At 58.9% G+C, this 17,081-nt stretch carries 17 protein-coding genes; 7 read left to right on the top strand and 10 right to left on the bottom strand.

The features are described 5' to 3' along the window. Window positions 1-988 precede the first annotated feature (988 nt). Window positions 989-1,132 (top strand): hypothetical protein, encoded by a 144-nt coding sequence (locus tag BJ6T_RS14715; RefSeq protein ID WP_157785226.1) that lies wholly within the window; start codon window positions 989-991, stop codon window positions 1,130-1,132. A 102-nt stretch (window positions 1,133-1,234) separates the two neighbouring features. Here BJ6T_RS14715 and BJ6T_RS49615 read toward each other — a convergent pair whose 3' ends face one another. The 4 genes from BJ6T_RS49615 to BJ6T_RS48270 all read right to left on the bottom strand — a co-directional run bounded on the left by BJ6T_RS49615 (window position 1,235) and on the right by BJ6T_RS48270 (window position 3,391). Beyond that, a complete protein-coding gene (locus tag BJ6T_RS49615; RefSeq protein WP_014493179.1) occupies window positions 1,235-1,432 on the bottom strand; it encodes a hypothetical protein in 198 nt (65 codons plus the stop codon). A gap of 279 nt (window positions 1,433-1,711) precedes the next feature. After that, on the bottom strand, window positions 1,712-2,050 hold the full coding sequence (locus tag BJ6T_RS14710) for a response regulator (protein WP_100213765.1): 339 nt from the start codon (window positions 2,048-2,050) through the stop codon (window positions 1,712-1,714). Window positions 2,051-2,355: 305 nt separating this feature from the next. Then, window positions 2,356-2,712, bottom strand: a complete 357-nt coding sequence (locus BJ6T_RS48275) for a sensor histidine kinase (RefSeq protein WP_014493177.1) — start codon at window positions 2,710-2,712, stop codon at window positions 2,356-2,358. Between the two features lie 55 nt (window positions 2,713-2,767). After that, entirely contained in the window at window positions 2,768-3,391 is a 624-nt protein-coding gene (locus BJ6T_RS48270; protein ID WP_014493176.1) for a histidine kinase dimerization/phospho-acceptor domain-containing protein, read from the bottom strand. A 1,281-nt stretch (window positions 3,392-4,672) separates the two neighbouring features. On the opposite strand from BJ6T_RS48270, the gene BJ6T_RS14695 reads away from it, so the two are divergent. The 3 genes from BJ6T_RS14695 (at window position 4,673) to BJ6T_RS49610 (ending at window position 6,647) form a co-directional block, all read left to right on the top strand. Continuing rightward, window positions 4,673-4,915, top strand: a complete 243-nt coding sequence (locus BJ6T_RS14695) for a hypothetical protein (protein WP_225895071.1) — start codon at window positions 4,673-4,675, stop codon at window positions 4,913-4,915. A gap of 276 nt (window positions 4,916-5,191) precedes the next feature. Beyond that, a complete protein-coding gene (locus BJ6T_RS14690) occupies window positions 5,192-5,563 on the top strand; it encodes a hypothetical protein (RefSeq protein ID WP_014493173.1) in 372 nt (123 codons plus the stop codon). Window positions 5,564-6,278: 715 nt separating this feature from the next. Then, window positions 6,279-6,647: a DUF2958 domain-containing protein gene (locus tag BJ6T_RS49610; RefSeq protein ID WP_141379033.1), complete on the top strand. Its 369-nt coding sequence runs from the start codon at window positions 6,279-6,281 to the stop codon at window positions 6,645-6,647. Here BJ6T_RS49610 and BJ6T_RS14685 read toward each other — a convergent pair. From BJ6T_RS14685 to BJ6T_RS14670, 4 genes are all read right to left on the bottom strand, one after another. After that, window positions 6,632-7,021, bottom strand: a complete 390-nt coding sequence (locus BJ6T_RS14685; protein WP_445432993.1) for a helix-turn-helix domain-containing protein — start codon at window positions 7,019-7,021, stop codon at window positions 6,632-6,634. The genes BJ6T_RS49610 and BJ6T_RS14685 overlap by 16 nt on opposite strands. 713 nt (window positions 7,022-7,734) lie before the next feature. Then, a complete protein-coding gene (locus BJ6T_RS14680; protein ID WP_014493171.1) occupies window positions 7,735-8,247 on the bottom strand; it encodes a hypothetical protein in 513 nt (170 codons plus the stop codon). A gap of 149 nt (window positions 8,248-8,396) precedes the next feature. Beyond that, window positions 8,397-9,587, bottom strand: a complete 1,191-nt coding sequence (locus tag BJ6T_RS14675; protein WP_014493170.1) for an extracellular catalytic domain type 1 short-chain-length polyhydroxyalkanoate depolymerase — start codon at window positions 9,585-9,587, stop codon at window positions 8,397-8,399. A 3-nt stretch (window positions 9,588-9,590) separates the two neighbouring features. Next, window positions 9,591-10,010 (bottom strand): ribbon-helix-helix domain-containing protein, encoded by a 420-nt coding sequence (locus BJ6T_RS14670; RefSeq protein ID WP_014493169.1) that lies wholly within the window; start codon window positions 10,008-10,010, stop codon window positions 9,591-9,593. Between the two features lie 1,304 nt (window positions 10,011-11,314). On the opposite strand from BJ6T_RS14670, the gene BJ6T_RS43375 reads away from it, so the two are divergent. After that, window positions 11,315-11,581: a hypothetical protein gene (locus BJ6T_RS43375; RefSeq protein ID WP_225895072.1), complete on the top strand. Its 267-nt coding sequence runs from the start codon at window positions 11,315-11,317 to the stop codon at window positions 11,579-11,581. Between the two features lie 241 nt (window positions 11,582-11,822). On the opposite strand, the gene BJ6T_RS49605 is transcribed toward BJ6T_RS43375, so the two are convergent. Then, window positions 11,823-12,233: a CsbD family protein gene (locus BJ6T_RS49605; protein ID WP_014493164.1), complete on the bottom strand. Its 411-nt coding sequence runs from the start codon at window positions 12,231-12,233 to the stop codon at window positions 11,823-11,825. Window positions 12,234-13,949: 1,716 nt separating this feature from the next. Beyond that, complete coding sequence (locus tag BJ6T_RS43365) at window positions 13,950-14,582, bottom strand: hypothetical protein (protein ID WP_014493162.1); 633 nt, start codon at window positions 14,580-14,582, stop codon at window positions 13,950-13,952. Window positions 14,583-15,328: 746 nt separating this feature from the next. Here BJ6T_RS43365 and BJ6T_RS48255 point away from each other — a divergent pair. Continuing rightward, complete coding sequence (locus BJ6T_RS48255; RefSeq protein WP_014493160.1) at window positions 15,329-15,529, top strand: hypothetical protein; 201 nt, start codon at window positions 15,329-15,331, stop codon at window positions 15,527-15,529. Between the two features lie 232 nt (window positions 15,530-15,761). Next, window positions 15,762-15,980, top strand: a complete 219-nt coding sequence (locus BJ6T_RS45555) for a hypothetical protein (protein ID WP_141379029.1) — start codon at window positions 15,762-15,764, stop codon at window positions 15,978-15,980. The last annotated feature ends 1,101 nt before the right edge of the window (window positions 15,981-17,081 follow it).

Raw genomic sequence — 17,081 nt, 5'->3', positions numbered from 1 at the left:
GCCGCGCTCGAGCGCGCAGCAAGCTAAGCGAGATCTGGAGGGAGGTCGTCAGTCAGGCGCGCTTTAAGCGGCAAGGCCAAGTCGTTCGGCCGAAACTCGATAATTACCAAATGGCTATTGCTTGTTCGTTCCGCAAGTGGCCGTGGTGAGGGAAAGCCCGTGTTACTGCAAACACAAGGGGAGCTGGCAGTGGCCCCTTACGGGTCAAGCACACGCGCTGTCCGCCGATCTGCTGACAGCCGGACTCTCGAAGGGAACAAAGGGTGAGAAGGCGGTTTGAATCTGGCGGCAGAACCAGGAGACTGGGAGCCGCGAAGAAAAGCCGTTCGGTGTAACGCCCGGCGGCTTTTGTTTGATGGGCATCTCTCGATGCCTGTGACGTGTCGTCCCCCGCCGCAAGCAAGGGCACCGAGTTGAGAGCACCTCACTGGGTTCTGCATGTCCAAGCGACCTCGCCGCACTTTTCCTCTGTGCGCAACCAGGACGGAGGAACACTCCGCCCCCAGTCGGTTTGGCTCCCCAAGCAGCATTGTTGTGATGCGGTGCTTTAACACTCGCGCGAATCGGAATTGGCATGGCTTCCGTCATATTGGGGCTGAACAGATACTTCGCATTGATCGAGCGTCGAGTGCCCACGAAAGTGGGGACTTTCATTCGCTGGCTGCGAGAGCCATCCAAATTCTGGATCCGTGTCATTGTCGCGGGGATATTAATTCTCGGGGGCATCTTCAGCTTCTTGCCCCTCTTCGGCCTCTGGATGCTCCCCCTTGGACTTCTTCTTATCGCGCAGGACATGCCGATCCTGCAAAAACCTCTCCTGCCGTGTTGCGTTGGATCGAGATGAAATGGAAGCGGCTCAGGCGACGTTTCAGAACGAGGCCGCGGCCAATTGTGGCGAAGCAACCGGAATGACGCGACCGCTCCGCCCGCGGCTCTCCGTATTTGGAACGTTGTGGTTAAGCCGGGCTTGGTCCGGCAGGAGGTCATCATGACCAAGACATCAGACCACGGCATCATGCGCGTCCGCGGAGAAGATCAGCCGGCAGACAAGGAGCGGGCGCAACTGGCTCAAAAGATTGAGCTCGGCCATACACCGCCCGTGATCAAGGAAGAGGCGAACGACCGGGACTGAACGCAATGATCGTGAGCCGGCGCGCGGGGCCTGCCAGCAGGATCCGCGCGCAACATCATGCTGCTTTCTGATGCTGCTCGAACGCAGCGACCTCCCGTTCCTTCATTCGGGAGCCGGTAATCCGGGTGTGGACAGCCATTCGCTGATTTGAGCCCCGGTCTCCGCCTGCCGAGCTTTGCGGATGGTTTGTTCCCGCTCAACACCTGGCGGAAGCGATTTTGCCTTTTGACGAAGGGCTCGCCCATGCTCGGCTAGGCGTTCTTCAAAGGAGGTGGTTTGGTTGATTCGGCGTCGCTGCATAGCGTGCTCCTTTTCCCAGGGAAGGCGGGAGCGCGACAGCGTTCTCATCACCGACAGATACCGAGGGCCGCGCGGCGATGCATCAAGCGTAGCAATTTAAGGTGCGACGCGCTGGTCAATATTGATCAGGTGGTAGAAGCTGGTGAGACCCGCGCTCGGCGCCCGCAGGATCAACGCCCCCACAGGAAATGCGAAGCGCGCGAGCACAGATGGGCATCGGAGCGACGCCGGCGCCAAAGGCGTTCAGCAACCCGTTGTGCGGACAAACGCTCCTCACGATCAGGCAGCAAGCTCTCGGAGCGTCGAGATGATCGCCTCTGACGGGTATGGCTTGCGGAAGAATCTTGCCCCATCGGGTAGCTCAGAGCCTTCGACCAGATGGGCGGAGACCACAAGGAGCTGGATCGGTGGCCATCTTTCGCGAACGGCTTCCACGAGCCCAATCCCGTCCATCGAGCCAGGCATCCTGACATCCGTAAAGACCACGCAGACATCCTGTCGGGTTTCAAGAATCTTGATGGCCTCATCGGCATTGCCGGCAAGGAGCGGATGCAGCCCCGCATCCTGGACGATGTCGTTCGCCATCAAGAGGAGCATCGGTTCGTCCTCGACGATCAAGTTGCAACTGCCGCGAGGAGAGCTTTGCTCTGGCATATCAGCTCTTTCTAATGCAGGAGACGCCACCCGGTCGGACATCAAGCGATGGCAGCAGCCGACGTTCCGAATGGCCGATTGTTTCTGAGCAGTCTTTGCATCGACAATGCGGCTGACGGTTCCAAGGGTTCACCATGAGGCGCCGCCACTTCCGCCGAATGAGCGTGGAAGTCGCCCCGTCGGCAATGTGCGTCTGGCGACCCTGCCCGCCCATCGCCGCAGGGTGAGCGCGTCGAACGCCACCACCCCTTCCCCTCAGAGCATGACCGTCACCTGTGAGGCAGTCGGATCGAAAAGCACGTGCCTGTTTCTTCGTTGGATGCCACAGAGATCTCGCCGCCATGGGCTTCGACGATCAATTTTGCGATGTAGAGGCCAAGGCCGAGGTGGGTACTGTGCTCTGGCGGACTTCCGTCATCGTGGCCTCGCGTCCAGGATTGGAAGATTGATTTTTGCGCTTCAAGCGGGATTGAGGAGCCGAGATTGTGCACGTTGATGGTCACAGCATCGGGATCGTTACCTGCGACGGTCACTGTGATGGGCGTCGCTACGTCGCCATAATGGACCGCGTTGCCCATCAGGTTGGACAGCACCTGTCCCAGGCGGGCGCGGTCGCAGGAAACCAACGGATCGCCCTTCGTTGCGACTTGAAGTTTCCTATCTGCGTTGACGGCGCGAAACTCATCCGCGATTTCCTGGCACAGAGCCGCAACGTCGTTCTCGGTCTTTGTAACGGGGATTTGAGTGCCGATGGAAGCGTGTGAGATCGAGCAGATCGTTCAGAATTCGCGTCGCCCGCCCTGCGGCCAGCTTGATCTCCGAAACAACCTTGGCCTGCTTCGCGTCGGTTGTCCCCGATCGCTCCATCCACTGAGCGCCCATTGAAACGGCGCCGAGAGGATTGCGCAGGTCGTGGCCGAGGACGCCCAGAAACAGGTTGCACGAGTCATTTATCGTCTTGGTATAGTGGGCCACCGACTCCGTCACGGCCTGATCGATCGCTTCATTGAACCGCGTCAAGTCCTCAATATCGGTGTCCGCAAGGCTTCGATGATGAGCAACCCACTGCTTGACGACGCTTGCGCGAAGCGCCCGGTATTCCGAGATCATCTGGTCGATGTTAAAGCCGTCGGCCAGACGCAGAGCGGCATGGAGCTCAGCCGCGCTTTGAGAAAAGGGGCTATCTTTCGGGCCGTCGCCTCGCGATTTATCAAATCGCTCCCGCGGGGTTTGTGCGGTTTCGAGGTCGTCCGCCACAAACCTAAGAAGATCGAAGATATGATCTTCCAGAGCCAACTTCGTCATCCGATCGCTTGCCGGTGACAGAGTTCGAGCGAACTCCGTCCATTCCTTCACGATCGGAGCCTGGTTCTATCGAATGAAGTCAGCCAGGCGTTCGTACTTTGGCCGCTCAGTGGAATTGCTCAAAGCCGCCCCCAAGTAGATGACGCGAGCCCTAGATCGAGCAGGCACAAGCCCGCTGCTCGCGAATGCCGTGCCCTTCCGAAGCGCCGAGCCTAGAGTATAGCCACTGGCTCCCGAGCTGTCACAACTGGCTCCGCCAGCGGGGAGAACCGCGCGACTTTGCGGCCGGAACCTGCGGTACAACGGTCGTTTGGCACTTGGGTAGACCTTCCTCGTCTGCAAAGAAATCGCGACCACTTTGGATGTCAAAGAAATACCGATTCATGGAGCGCTCCAGAAATTGAACACATATTAGTCCCGCCAATCGGTGCGTCGCTTGCCTGAAGACTCGGACATCGATGCGGCTGTCGTCCTGTCACACGATCAGCCTCAACTGTTCGATCTGTCCCGCCGGACCTTGCGAAATTCTTCGGGACCTTTCATCAGCCTGCTCTTCCGGCTTGCCCTGTCTTCGGATGTCGCACCCGTATCGGCCAGCCGGTCGAGCGCGTCAGAGGCAAGCTCCTTTGCGCGGATCCGAGGGCTCTCACGATTCGACTCTGGAGATTCGCGCATAGGCCGATCACGCAGCCCTTCGAGCGCCGTCTTCACCAGCAGTTGTACCGCTTCTGATCGGTTAGGCCTCTGCTTCTGGCTGAGCGCCCATGCGTCAACCTGGTCGAGAAGCTCGGGCGTCAGCCGAACCGCCCGTCCTTGCTCGGCTGTCCCCGCTGACGTCTTCCGCGGAACTGCTTTTGACCTGGACATCTCTGACATCATTGATTGGAGGGCGATAACGGCGATGCCGCGGGAGGAGAGGCGGGAATCCGGCCATTTTCGCTCCCGCCTCCAGCTAATGACCGCGGTCGCTTAGGGTTCCAGTGAACTCCTGCCACGACCGCCCGCTCATCGCACAGCTCCTTGCGCTGTTCTCAAACACGACCAGGGAGCGACGAAGTGCAATTGCCTTCCGGACCATTGCGACGGCAGCGCGTCTGACAGATCGACCGATTGATATCATCTCTGCCTGAAGGACAGCGTGCACCTCCGGAGCTGCAATAGCCACAACTATCTCGACCTGGCAGGGAGCGGACAGACCTTCGATTTGACGCTCGCGAGCCCCGATTTCACTGGCTATTCCCTGCTACGAAGCGCAGCGTCATCCGAACGAAGAGGCTGGCCTTGAACGGAAACACGTTCAGCAGCGAAACCGGTTTTGCAGAAGGGCGCCGTATGACGGATGTCACCAAGGAAGCCCTGGATGGTGCCGCTGCGCGGCATCTCTCTGCTGGCTTCAACTTTCGTGCCTATACGCCGGACAAGATCGCGTACGATCTTATTCGTTGGGATGAGGAGTTCAGACACGCCAATTACACTCAACTGGTCGTAGCCGTGACGCTCTGGCAAAGTAGTTTGTCTGGCTAGCGCAAAGCCAAGAAGGCTCGTCGCGCGGCCTGAACGTGCGGTCGAAGCAGAGCGCAACGTCATTTACACGGTCAATCCGAAGATATAGGGTATGGCTAGAGGTTGGCAGATGCTCACCTTGAAGCTGCCCAGGAAGCAGCGACCTCCGAAGTCGCCGCGCGTCGTCGTAGTAGCAGCTCACGTGCCATCGGAAGGCGCAATCATAAAACTGGATTTTACCAACGTGCGTCAGCAGCGCCGGTGCACGTCCTCATGCGCTCACGAAAGGCAACCATCATGAAGCTTCCTGCAATATTACAAGGCGAGGCGCGGACCCGTTTCCTTCAAGGAATTGCTTTCGGCGCGGTGGCGACGATGGCGATTGGATTTGCCTGGGGCGGTTGGGTCACCGGGGAGTCCGCCAGGGTCATGCGGGTCTCGGCGGAGACCAGTGGCCGGATGTCCGTTCTGGTACCGCGGTGTGTCGCTCAGTTTACAGCCGCGGACGGCGCTCTCGCGAAGTTCAAGGCGACCGGCCCTTATTCCAGAGAAAACGTCGTCAGCGAATTCGTGAAGAGTGTGGCGTCCACGAGCATGGACTACTCATTCGCCAAGGCTTGCGCCACCGGCAGCGAGACGGAGATTGCCAAGACAGCGGCCAAGACCTGATTCCCATTCGGGAGGACAACAGATAGGGCCAGTCGCCCTCGATCGGGCGATCGTCTTTGACCACACCATGCGGGATGGATTCGGCATTCTGGCGGGAAGCTGTTGGACGATTGGCACCTTGTTCAAATTGCCGCCGGCGCCATAAGCCGCAGCAAAGTCATTAGTGAGGCAATGTCCGTTTGGACGCCCGAGAAGACTGAGCGAACAAGCCAAGGCAGACGCTGACAACGACAATTTACAATCCACCACACTATGGCGGCCTGGCCGATACGGCGCTGGTACCGAAGCCCGCGACAAGTACGACACGCTTTTAATCTTCATCACAGAGCCAAGGACGAGTGCTAGGCTCTCCCCATCGCCTTGTGGCGAGATGGTCAAATTTGCTCAGATTCGGTACCGCCGTAGATGTTAACAAAACCTGTCACCGCGAGGCCCTAGGCATTTATCGGTGATGAGAACGCCATCAGTCGCTCTCGCCTGCCTGCTCGTCCTATAAAACGGGAGACGGTGATGCAAAATGGGGCCGGACCTTTTTCAGAGGCTGAGCTGACGATCGTGGAGCGTTATAAGCTCTGAGGACATGGACTTTCCCGAGATCCTCGATTTTCTTGAAGAAATCGAGGACGAGATCAGACGACGGGGTGCCCCCGAGGGAGCGACCGATCGAGAGTAGCAAAAGTCACTTACCAGACCGACCAATTTGCCCTTTGTACCAATGAATTGTGCGACATATCCAATCGTCGATTTACTCAAACGCTCTGACTGGGAGCGGCTTGATGTCCAACGTCGATCTCCTCACGGTGGCAGAACGCGTCCAACTCTTGGTGAACGCAATCAACGGCGGTGCCACGTACCAGTTGCGAAATTTTTCACACCGGCTCAAGCCGCGTGGCTCATCACTGAAGTCGACCCAAACGAGCCCGATCGCCTCTTCGGACTGTGCGACCTCGGTCAGGGGTGCCCGGAACTCGGCTACGTCTTATCTTATTCGATCTGTCGCCTGAGGCAGTTCGTGGGGATCTCAGGGAGTGCGTTTCCTGGTCCGGCGCCGCGTCTGTCCCGCGGCCTTCAAGATGGCGGGTAACGTCGGCGGCACGTCATCCCGGCATCCGTACTCGAACACAATCCCCGGCGGAGACTCGAACCTTCCTTGATGCCGTCGACGTTCACCCCAAGACGCTTGATCTTGTCGTACAAGGTCTGCTTGGGGAGGCCGAGCAGCGCAGCTGTTGCCTGGACGTCGCCCTGCTTGCGGCGCAATGCATCCTCGATGATCAATCGTTCGATGTTCTCGAGCTGGCGAGGCAACGAGACGTCCGCGCCGCCAAGGCCGGATTTGTTGATCGTCTTGCCGTCGAGCACACCCAACACGAAACGGTCGGCGGCATTGCGAAGCTCGCGCACATTTCCCGGCCATGCATAAGCCAGCAGAACAGACGTCGTCTGCTCGTCAAGGATGGGCGCGTCGCGCTCGAACCGCCTGGCAGCTTCGGAGAACCATGGCGGCGATCTGATCCTGGTTCAGGGCCACAGTTCGCCCGGCATCTATGCGCGCGCCTTTCTCGAGGGGCGGCTCAGCGAGAAAACACACCGGCGGAGTTATCCGGAATATCGGACGGCCGCCGCGATGCGTCGCCGACGACCATTGACACGTTCGTCGCCATGTCGGGAAGGTTTTTCAGAGGCTGCGAGAGCGCCGACGCGATCAGATGTAGGCGTGCACCGCCTGCTAAGTATTGGCAAAAACCCGCAGGCGCCGTCTTGCACCAGCTTCCGCCGATCTTCCGAACAAACCTGATTCCGAACCCGCGTCCCGGAGATGGCAGGGTCCTCAACTCGCGCCAGCAGCCTCGGTCCGCTAACTCTTGGGGTACAGCGCAGAAATCGCGGGTTGCCAGGGAAGCAAATCGAGCCCGACATCCTTGGCGTGTTCCAATTTGATGGGCCCATCTGAAGAGCGGCGTCGCAAGGCAAGGCACTTGCCCCTGACTGCGGTTTGATGGCCCCTCACGCAGAAACTGCGGTCAAGACAAAGATCGGCACCAAAATGGCCGGCGCTGATTCCGCTCCCTCGTTGTGAGTCGCGCTCCCTAGCCGAAAGCAGCAACCGTGACCCGCGTGCTTGATCCGCGTTTGCGTCCATCCTTTGCCGCAGCGGGTAAGGCTTGCAGTTATCGTCCCGGCAGAGCCGTGACTTCTCGGGGCGGCTTGATCCGCAAGAACGGATATGCGGCCAGTTCTTTCGAATGCCGCGCGAACATATCGACCCGTCTGCTCGTAAACTCCGTAATGACGCCCAAAAATTCAGTTGGTGACCTGATCGTCGCAAGTCTCAGGCTGAATTCAAAAGCGAATTGCGCGTTGGCCCCGGCTATCTCAAGAAGCTTCGCTTGATACGCCTGCATGTTTGCTGTCGGTAGAGCAAAGCCTTTCGTTGGATCGCTATCCGTCATTCTCTGGCTGCGGTCACCTACTAAGGCATCCGCCTCAGGCTCAATGATGGGAACCTGGTGTTTAGGATCATCATGAAGCTCAGGAGGCGGTTCGACCGAGTCTGCCGCAGCAGAGTGAAGTGAATTGTCTTTCGGGCTTCTAACAATGGCCTGCTTGTTCCGTTGGGCCCGCGCGGCCATTTTCGGGTTGCGGGCGCGCTTTGCCGCTGTCGCCGCTTTGCGTTTGCTCATCTGACGCTCCAAGAAAATGGGGGTGCGACCACAACGGTCATTTCCGAAAGGACAACAGGCTCTGTGACGTGGCGTTCCAAGCCCGTGCACTGTTGGTCGCATGAACTAAGATAAATCGCACGTTCTCTGAGCCGCCCCGAGAAGCCAGACTACCCACCGAGCGAATGCTCGAGGAAGAAGCGCAGCATTTCCCTCGTGGCATCCGGCCCTTGCGGGTCAGTGTAGGACCCGGCGGGGCTGCCGCCTGACCATGCGTGTCCCGCGCCATCGATGTTCCAGTGTTCGGAAGTCGCCCGACCGGCCCCGTCGATCAGGACGGTGCGAGTATAGGCATGGCCGTGGGGTACGCGTCCGCGCAGCACCCTCATCGTCGGCCTCGTTGCCCTGGCGGCCTGCTCGATAATCTGATCGCCATTCTTTGGATGCACCGTTGTGTCGCGATCGCCATGGAAAACGATGGTCGGCACAGAAGTTTTGCCGTCCGCAATTGCCTTGGAGCCGCCTCCCTGCCGCATGGCGACGAACGCGGAGGGAAGGTCGCTGGCGGCCCCACACGCCAGGCCTGAATGAATGCCGACGGCCGCGTATAGGTCGCTATACGTGGCGCCCATGATGGCAGCGGCGGCCCCACCGGCAGAGAGACCCGCGACGTATACGCGCTTCGGATCGATCGGATGGTCGCGCATGATCTGGCGGGTAATGCCGGCGATCATCGAAGGCTCGCCCTCACCGCGGCGCTGGTCACCGGTGCGAAACCAGTTCCAGCACTTCGACTGGTTGGCTCCGCTCGGCTGCTCAGGATAGGCCACGAAGCAATTCTGCTCTTCCGCCAGGAAGTTCATCCGGGTGCCGGCCGCGAAATCGTCGGGCGACTGGGTGCAGCCATGAAGCATGACGATCAGGGGAAGCCGTTGTCCCTGGCAGCGGCTCGGGATGAACAGCTTGTAGGTCCGGCTTCCCGCGGCGTTACTGAAGGTACCGGCGATAAACCGTGTGCCCTCGGGCACGATGTCCGATGGCGACAGAGGAGCGCGCGTAATCGGACTTCGCAGGCCAAGCCCGGAAAAATCCCGCATTCCGTCGAGCGGTAAGGAGCGTCTGCGTCCCTGACCAGAGCGGGCCGACGAGGCCTGCGGAGCTTCTCGCTCCTCGACGACGTCGGCCATGGCGTCGATGGTAAGCGGATCGAGCCGCGAGAGCGGAGCCTGAGAGGCGCTGCGCGACTCCGGTCTTGGAGCGCGATCGCCCTGGAGCATGCGCTGCAGCAGCGCGGTGGCTTCGACCAGTTGGCCGGCACGCGTGAGGCGGGTTGCTTCGCGGACTATGTCTTGATTCAGCATCGTTCACCTCGTTCTGTCGGCGAGAGCGGCCTTGACCGCGGGAGTGGCGTGTAGGGCCCCCAGCACCGAAACCGACGCGATCGTGGCGCGCGCCAACTCGGGAGTGACGTCCTGGGCGATGGTGGCTAAGCCCAAAACATTGATCTGCAGCATTTCGCCGGCGCGCCGCGCCGCTTCGAGATCCTCGCGTGTGTAGTTGCGCAGCCCGAGGTCCAAGTTCTTCCGGGCCGTGGATTGTCTGACGACCTCTACGTGTCGCTCGAGCTGGTTCCGGATTGCTGTCCGGATGAAATCGGTCCTGTTCGAATAGAACCCTTCCTGCACCATGAGATCGACATGACCGAGGTCGACATAGCCAAGGTTGATCGTGATCTTCTCGGTGTCGGGGGCCTTGGGTCGCAGCTCGTGTGCATTTCCGGCCATAGTGAAACATCCCTGCACCATCCGTCTGGATGGTGTGTGGATGTATCTAGATGCTCCCGGGCGCCTTTCAAGGGGTGGAGCCATCCAATAAACCAGGAGCTCGCGCAGGCGGACCGTCTCGTGGAGCGTCAGACAAATTCTGGCGAAACTCGCCTCCCCTGTCTTCGCAAGCCCGATGGCCCAGTTCGTTTAAAAAAACAGAAACAGGTTCGTCGTGCTCCCACGTCGCGGGCAAACCAAAATAGAAAGCACCTTAACCTTCTGAGTGACATGCTCAATGTCGCTCACCTTCCGCTTCCCGTGTCGCCGGATGGCCGGCTGCCCACGTTCGCTGAAGTGACCGGCTTTGATGCTGCATCAGCGTGGGCCCCGCCTTACGCCAGGGCAACAAGCGTTTCTCGGCGAGCTCGCTGTCCGCTTCGCAGTGGTCAGTGGCCGGCTCAGCTACCAGCACAACTTCACAACAACGAGCCCCGCGAGATTGAAGTTCTCGAGAGCGCCGCTTTCACCGATTTCCTCGACAAGTCCGAACCGCTCTGGGCCGACCTGTACGGTTGGAGAACCAACTAGGCGTCATTCCGGAGCCAAGGGCGGCAAACTCAGGATCACGGCCTCGCCATCGATCACAAACCTCTTTTGCCGGTTCCTCAGCGCGGCCTCAGGCCATCCAGAGTGCGGATGGTGACCATCTCACCGCAAGAGCAGCGGGCGTTCCCGTCCGGCCGTTGAGTCGGCAACGGCAGAGCCGCCTGTGCATGCAGTTCTTCCAGGCGGTCCAGTCGCGCTAGCTGCGCCAAGCCTCGTAATCGATCTCGGACCGCGTTGCCAGCCACCTCTGCCATGCCGCCTCGAAGCCGGCGCGGGACCTTGTCGAACGTCTCGTTAATGCCGCCGCGGTGCTTCCTGGGCTCGATCCCTGGAAGCCGCCACCGTGGCTCACGTAGGCAGAGCCGCCCTAGGACGTGCGGCGCGAGTAGGGGGATAGCAACAAAGTATGGCTTTGGCTGTTCACATGCATGGAAGCGCATCTGCTGCAGGTCACTACTGACGATGGCGAGTGCCGGTTTTGGTTAGCAGCCGGTACGGAAGAAGAGGCCGTTCAGCTCGTCTTGGATGCCATCCCTGAGGGATGGACCGCCAAACTAATCGATCGCGGGGGCACCGCCGGGGAGCAAGCTTCAGCGCTCGGCCTGACTGTTGGGCTCGCGCCAGGAGAAGCCCGCGAGGTAAGCAGAGGAATCGGGCTTAGCTGATACGCAGGCACTTCTCCGCCGCCGCGATCTGCGATCGGGGAAACTGACCAGATGAATTTTGAAGGTTTAGCCCACAAGGAGCGTCAGATGAGCGAACGACGTGAGCTATATCGTGATACCAACGGCGACGCTTGGTTTCTGGGACGCGAGCCGGCCAATGGACATGCTTTCATCATTCATCAGCCAAATGCGCCTCCTGGCGGCCGACTGACACACATTGAACTCGGCGATTTCTTGCGAAGTGAGCCGAAAGGACCCGAGCACCAGGCCCTTCTGCGCCTGATAGGTACGCTAGTGAACGTGCCACCGTACGCTTAGGGCGTACCAGCAGCGTTAGAGCGGCCTAGCACTCACATATACGGGCTGTTCTCCGAGACCATAAGCAGAGACGGATCGGATATCGGCACACCTTGCAGGTCAATCGAGGCGTTTGAAAGGATCTGCGTGCAGATACGTGCCATCAAAGTAATTGACGCCAAAGCGTCGATCACCAATCCAACGCTCTCTCCGCATTCGAATCTTCCTGAGCAGAGTTCGTGGCGGCCAACGCAAGCATTGACTAGCTGTTCCTATAGGATGCAAACGCTCCCTCACGCTTGGTGGCTGAAAACCTCAGTAAGGAAGAGCAGCGAATGGCCGGCGCACACGAAAATTGAGGGTCGGGGCGAGACGGGCCTTTCCAAGCCTCGCGCCATTTCGGAACAAAGATCCAAGAAGCCGTCTGCCCACCAGAAAGAGAGGGCCGCCCGGAGGCGGCTAGTTTTTGTCTTCTCTTCTGCTTATTTTTGAGGGCGTCAGCGGCGTCCCGCGCTGCATCCTTCACATCTCCCGCCGCATTGTGGGCAGATCCCTTGGCCTTGTCGATCTTGCCTTCGGCTTCCATGTCCTTGTCGCCAGTGAGCTTACCGGCACCTTCTTTGATGGCGCCTTTTGCCTTGTCGGCAGCGCCCTTCACATGTTCGCGGTCCATGATCGTGTCCTTTGCTGTTGGGAGAGCACACAACGAAAGCGTTGCGCAGTGGTTCCTCCTGCGGAGGCCCGCTTAAGGCCGCCGGCGTCGGACGCCTCGGCATATTGAAGGCAAGCCACCACTAAATTCTCGTCGCCTGGCGGGCCGTTCTAACCGACTCGTGCTCTTATGGGGCGCGCCGGCCGGTCGCCGAGTGCGCGCAAGCGGATGGTCAAAATTGCTCAGACCTGGTCTGCCACAAGTGTTAACAACGCCCATCACCGTCCGGCTCATGGCTTCTATCGGTGCTGAGAACGCCAATTGCGCTCCCGCCTAACCGAACAGCGAGCACCATGTTCAAGCAATCATCGATATTTCAATACCGCTTAGAGGACGAGGCAATTGACTTGCGCAAGCAGGCTGAGGGTATGCCTCATGGCGTTCGACGCGACGAGCTTCTACGGATGGCCAACCGGATCGATAACTCGGTTATCGTCAATAAGTGGCTGGATTCACCAGGTCTGCGCGCTCCGACGTAAACCTACCAGCGCAGAGAGGCCGCCTCAGTTGGCGGCGTTTGGCCTTACGAGCCTGACATAGGTGGCGAACACCAGCCCGCGCGCGGAAGCGATTACCGCATGACGGCAGTCGGCCTGCGGCAGAAACTCGAATAGTTCACTAGCGGGAGCCGAAACAAGTGCTCGCTATCCAGCACCGAAAGGCGCACTGTCCGCCATCGCGCGGCCCTTAGCAATTACGGTGATGTGAACGCAAGTTCCGCTCCCGCTTGACCCGCAGCGGAGCATCAAACATGGCGGCTCGACGGCCCTCACACTAATCATCGACACTCGAATATCGCCTCGCACAGGAGGCGATCAATCTCCGCCTAGTCTACAGGTCAAGGAGTTGCCCGTTGGCGTTCGCCGCGCAGAGCTCTTGCGAAAGGCCAGGCACATCGATGTCGCAGGAGAGATCAACAGGTGGTTGACCTCGCCGGACTACAGGCGCCACCTTAAGCTTGGCTCTCGTTCGCGTGATGAACTTCTGCACTCCACGAAGAGACCAACCTATACCGGGATTTTACAGTCTCCCTCCCGGGCTGGTAAGCCGCCGCCTGCGCTTTATTTAAGCGGGCGGCGTTTTTGTTCTCAGGGGCCAAACGACCTCATCTCCTGCGGTTGCCCCACCACCGGCCAAGGCCCAGTCATAGGCGCCGGTGGTTGACAGACGGGTCCCAGCCTACGGTCGGTAGCCATGTGCGACGACGATCTGTTACTTCCATCTATGTGCCGATGCGACGTCCCTGGCGGGACATCACCCGGGACGCGCTGCGCCGCTCTCATGCGCTTTGGAAATCGAGCCCGAAATGAAATCGGGCCGCTGATGCAGGTCCGTTCTCATGCGCTTAGTCTTCTACCACCTTAGTCTTTCTTTCTTCGGCTTCTTGGCTTCGCGATTGCCGCGTTGCTATCCCTTCGCCATGCCGTCAATCTCCTGTTGCGGTTCGAGTTCGTCCAGTTCATCCGACTGCAGAACGCGCCCTCGATCAACGTCGGCAGAAAACGATAAGCTTTTCATACTTTCTTTAGCAAATCTCGACCGACTCCGCTTTGGTGAACTCTCTTCAGGGGGGCTTACCTTTGCGGCTGGGGAGCGTAAGCAATCTTCTTCAGTGCCTTGTTCGCATCACCGCGACCTTGATAAGTGCCGAGCAACTCGCCCTCGTCGTCAATTTCTTCAACCCGGCACAGGGTCCAGCGCTTGTCTTTGCCCTGCGCGATGCGGAACGCACGACCGTTGCGGCGACAATAGAATGCTTCGGATCTCTCGATTCTGGTCCACGCACAATCCGCGCCCAACAGAAACCGCTGTTCCAGCCTTATTCGCTCTTCCTCTCTCCAGCGCCGATAGCTTTGCTCCTGCTCCGTTTCTAAGCCTGTCTTCCTCGCGCTCGATGCGCTCCTGCAACGCTCCAATGATCGCGCGCATCTCGGTGCCGTTTCCCTTGTCTGACTGACACAATGCGACACAGCCATTTCTGAGTTCGTCCTTGGGATAACTTGTATGTGGTTCTTCCCAAATAGCGCGCAGACTCTGCTCCACATCCGTTTTCGTCAACGGCAGGCCGGGTAACGTATTCAGAAACGCCTGGAGGTCCTCGACGGGTATCCAGATGGAGCCGCTGCCTGTGCGGCCTCTTCTCGCCGACTCTCCCCACTTCTTCCACACGGAGCTTGCTCCACCCAGCGCTTTCATAATCTCGCGCGATACCTTGTGAACGCTATGCGGCTCACGCAGGTGCTTCAAGGATGGGCTTTTTACGTAATCAAACAAGATAGAGGCGACGGCGTAGTGACGATCAGCGTTCATGCGGAGCTCTCGTCATTTTAATGCAACAGCAAGGCAAGTTACGCGGTGCGGCTCAGGCAACTCTCAACAGGCTAACTCGATAACACCATTAGGTTCACGGTTCTGGGGATGCTCCGGATCGATGCCATTGAGAACCCGCCGCTTAACGGCGCGCCAGATGGTCTGGCATAGCTCCGCCGCAGCTTTCGATGCCTGAGTGCAGATTGGCTCTTCGGTGACCAGCCCACGCACCGACATGGATCTGTGCCCAGATTGAACACATACTCATTAAACGTAGCACCGATGAAGTGCCGGGCTAAGTGTGGATGGCGGACTACTTCGCCCTCCCACTGTGGTGGACTGCTCGGCGCTATGGTGCTTCGCATTCGCGCCACCCTTCCCGACAAGGGGAGGGCGAGAACCACGCTGGCAAGAATGAAGGCGATAGGGCTATGCGCTGCATGCCCCCTAAACGCATTTTGGGAGCTTTTTGTTGCTATGCACCGTAGGAACGGATCGCCAGCCGCTTCCGTTACCCATCATGGAAAATATACGCCCACAAGACGAAAATATACGCCCACAAGACGAAGACCCGCGCGAGACGCCGCTGGATGATCCGCGGCAGCAGACTGACGCCCCCCATCACAAGCAGACAAATGAACCGTGGAAGGGCAATCCTGAGAAGGATCAACTCCCTCCTGACCGGCCGGACATCGATCTGGAGAATGGCAGGAGAGCAACACCCATCAGTCGAGAGTAGCAGTATCATGTATCGTACCCGCGAATATCTTGAGTGCGCCGAGAACTGCGCGCACCTCGCGGAGCAGGCTCGGACGGCCCCCGCCGCGCGCCGCTATCAACGCATGGAGGCGGCTTGGCGCGCGCTCGCCGAGGAGCAGCAGTGGCTGGACGGGGAGATTCCGCCGGTAGGCAGACCAAATTCATCCGCGCTACACTCGCACTCATGACGCGCACAATCCGCGCTTGCTGCCAATAAGGAATTGCTTCCGTCGGCGGTAGCCCAACCTGACTTTCATCGTGCGCTGGCAGCGCACAACACAGTGACATGAGACATAATTGAACCCAACTTTGTGCGTAACCTCCCGTGTGCACAAAGACGCCTGCGCTTGCTCGGCGCTCAGCCAGGGTAGTAACCATAGTCGTTGGGACAGCTTGGTATCCAGAACGAAAGGATATCTTATGTCCACAAAGATACCCAACACAGAAGCCGATGCGGGCCATCAAGTCCCGTCACGTCGTCACGACGCTGGTAGCGGCGCGAACGAAACTACCGATGGATTGGATGCAAGCACCGAAGCGTTGCGCCATGCTGCGGAAGACACGCCATCGGGTGCCTTGACCGAGGATGTAGAGATTGTCCCGGTATTTGACCGCGCCGACTTAGCACCCAAAATTTAGGTGCAACCATGGTGAAGAAAAAGCACGGCATCATTATCGAAACACCCTGGAAGCGCGTCAAGCCGAACCCGGGCCCTCGATCCTCTTGCTGCTTCTCATCAGCGTAAGTGTCGCTGTGCTCGCTATGGCCGTTGTCTGGTTCGTTTTCTTCCGTACCTAGCGTCGCGTTGCTTTTAGCTAGGCCGATTTACAGCCCGTTAGGTGGAGAATTGTCAGACCGGACTGCATTGATCGCGAGCCGGGCCAATCCCATGTCCATCCTAACGGAGGACAGCTTGAAGCAATCGCAGCATTCCAAAATGCAGAGAACTGCCGAGCGCGCTGCCGAGATCCAACTTTCCACCGGTACAAGCGCATAGAAACCGCATGAAGGACTTTGGCCGATGAGCAAGAATGGCTGAATGGTGAGATTATTCAGAACGCCGAGTCCCGGGACTAGCTGCGTTCAAGCTTAGCGAACTGAGTAACGGCGGGTCTGTTGCTAGCCTTGGGGAGCACTTCCGGACCTGGGCAAACAGCGGTACCTCGACCAGTGTTCCGATCAGTCGCGGCAACGCTTGCTGTTCGACTCCATTTCCGTCACGCAAGAGCTCGCCCAATTCAATGTGAGAAAGGCGGCCACCAGAAGGGGCATTGGGCTGATGAATAATAAAAGCATGACCGCTAGTCGGCTCGCGCCCCGATGAACCAAGCGTCGCCATTTGGACTGCGATATAGTTCTCGCCGGTCTGAATATTTCCTCCTAATCGCCCCAAGCTAGGGCGCGTACTAATAACTCCCTTGTATGAGGTCCGCTATGATCCTGATAGTGGCGCACTAGCACTAGCCGCTCTCGCCAGGTCCGAGCTGGGACAACATCGGGCTAGCAAATAGAGCCGCCAACTGGATCGGCTTTTAGTTCATCTTCGCCGAAGCTCGTCATGTAGCCCGGGATCGTCGGCACACTCTTGCGCGGCCTGTCGAGCTTCCTCCATGCCGCCCCCCGGCGAAGGCTTTGGACGGGCTGCTTTTCGGTCACGCTATTTCGTCATCCCAAACACGGCTGTTGGCATCTCCGACATTCAAAAGACCCAACAGCTTTTTCTTGCCCGCGTCGAATGC

The organism is Bradyrhizobium japonicum USDA 6 (assembly GCF_000284375.1).
GTDB lineage: Bacteria > Pseudomonadota > Alphaproteobacteria > Rhizobiales > Xanthobacteraceae > Bradyrhizobium > Bradyrhizobium japonicum.
Note: the sequence above shows the minus strand (reverse complement) of the source record. Positions and strands in the feature narration are given on the sequence as shown.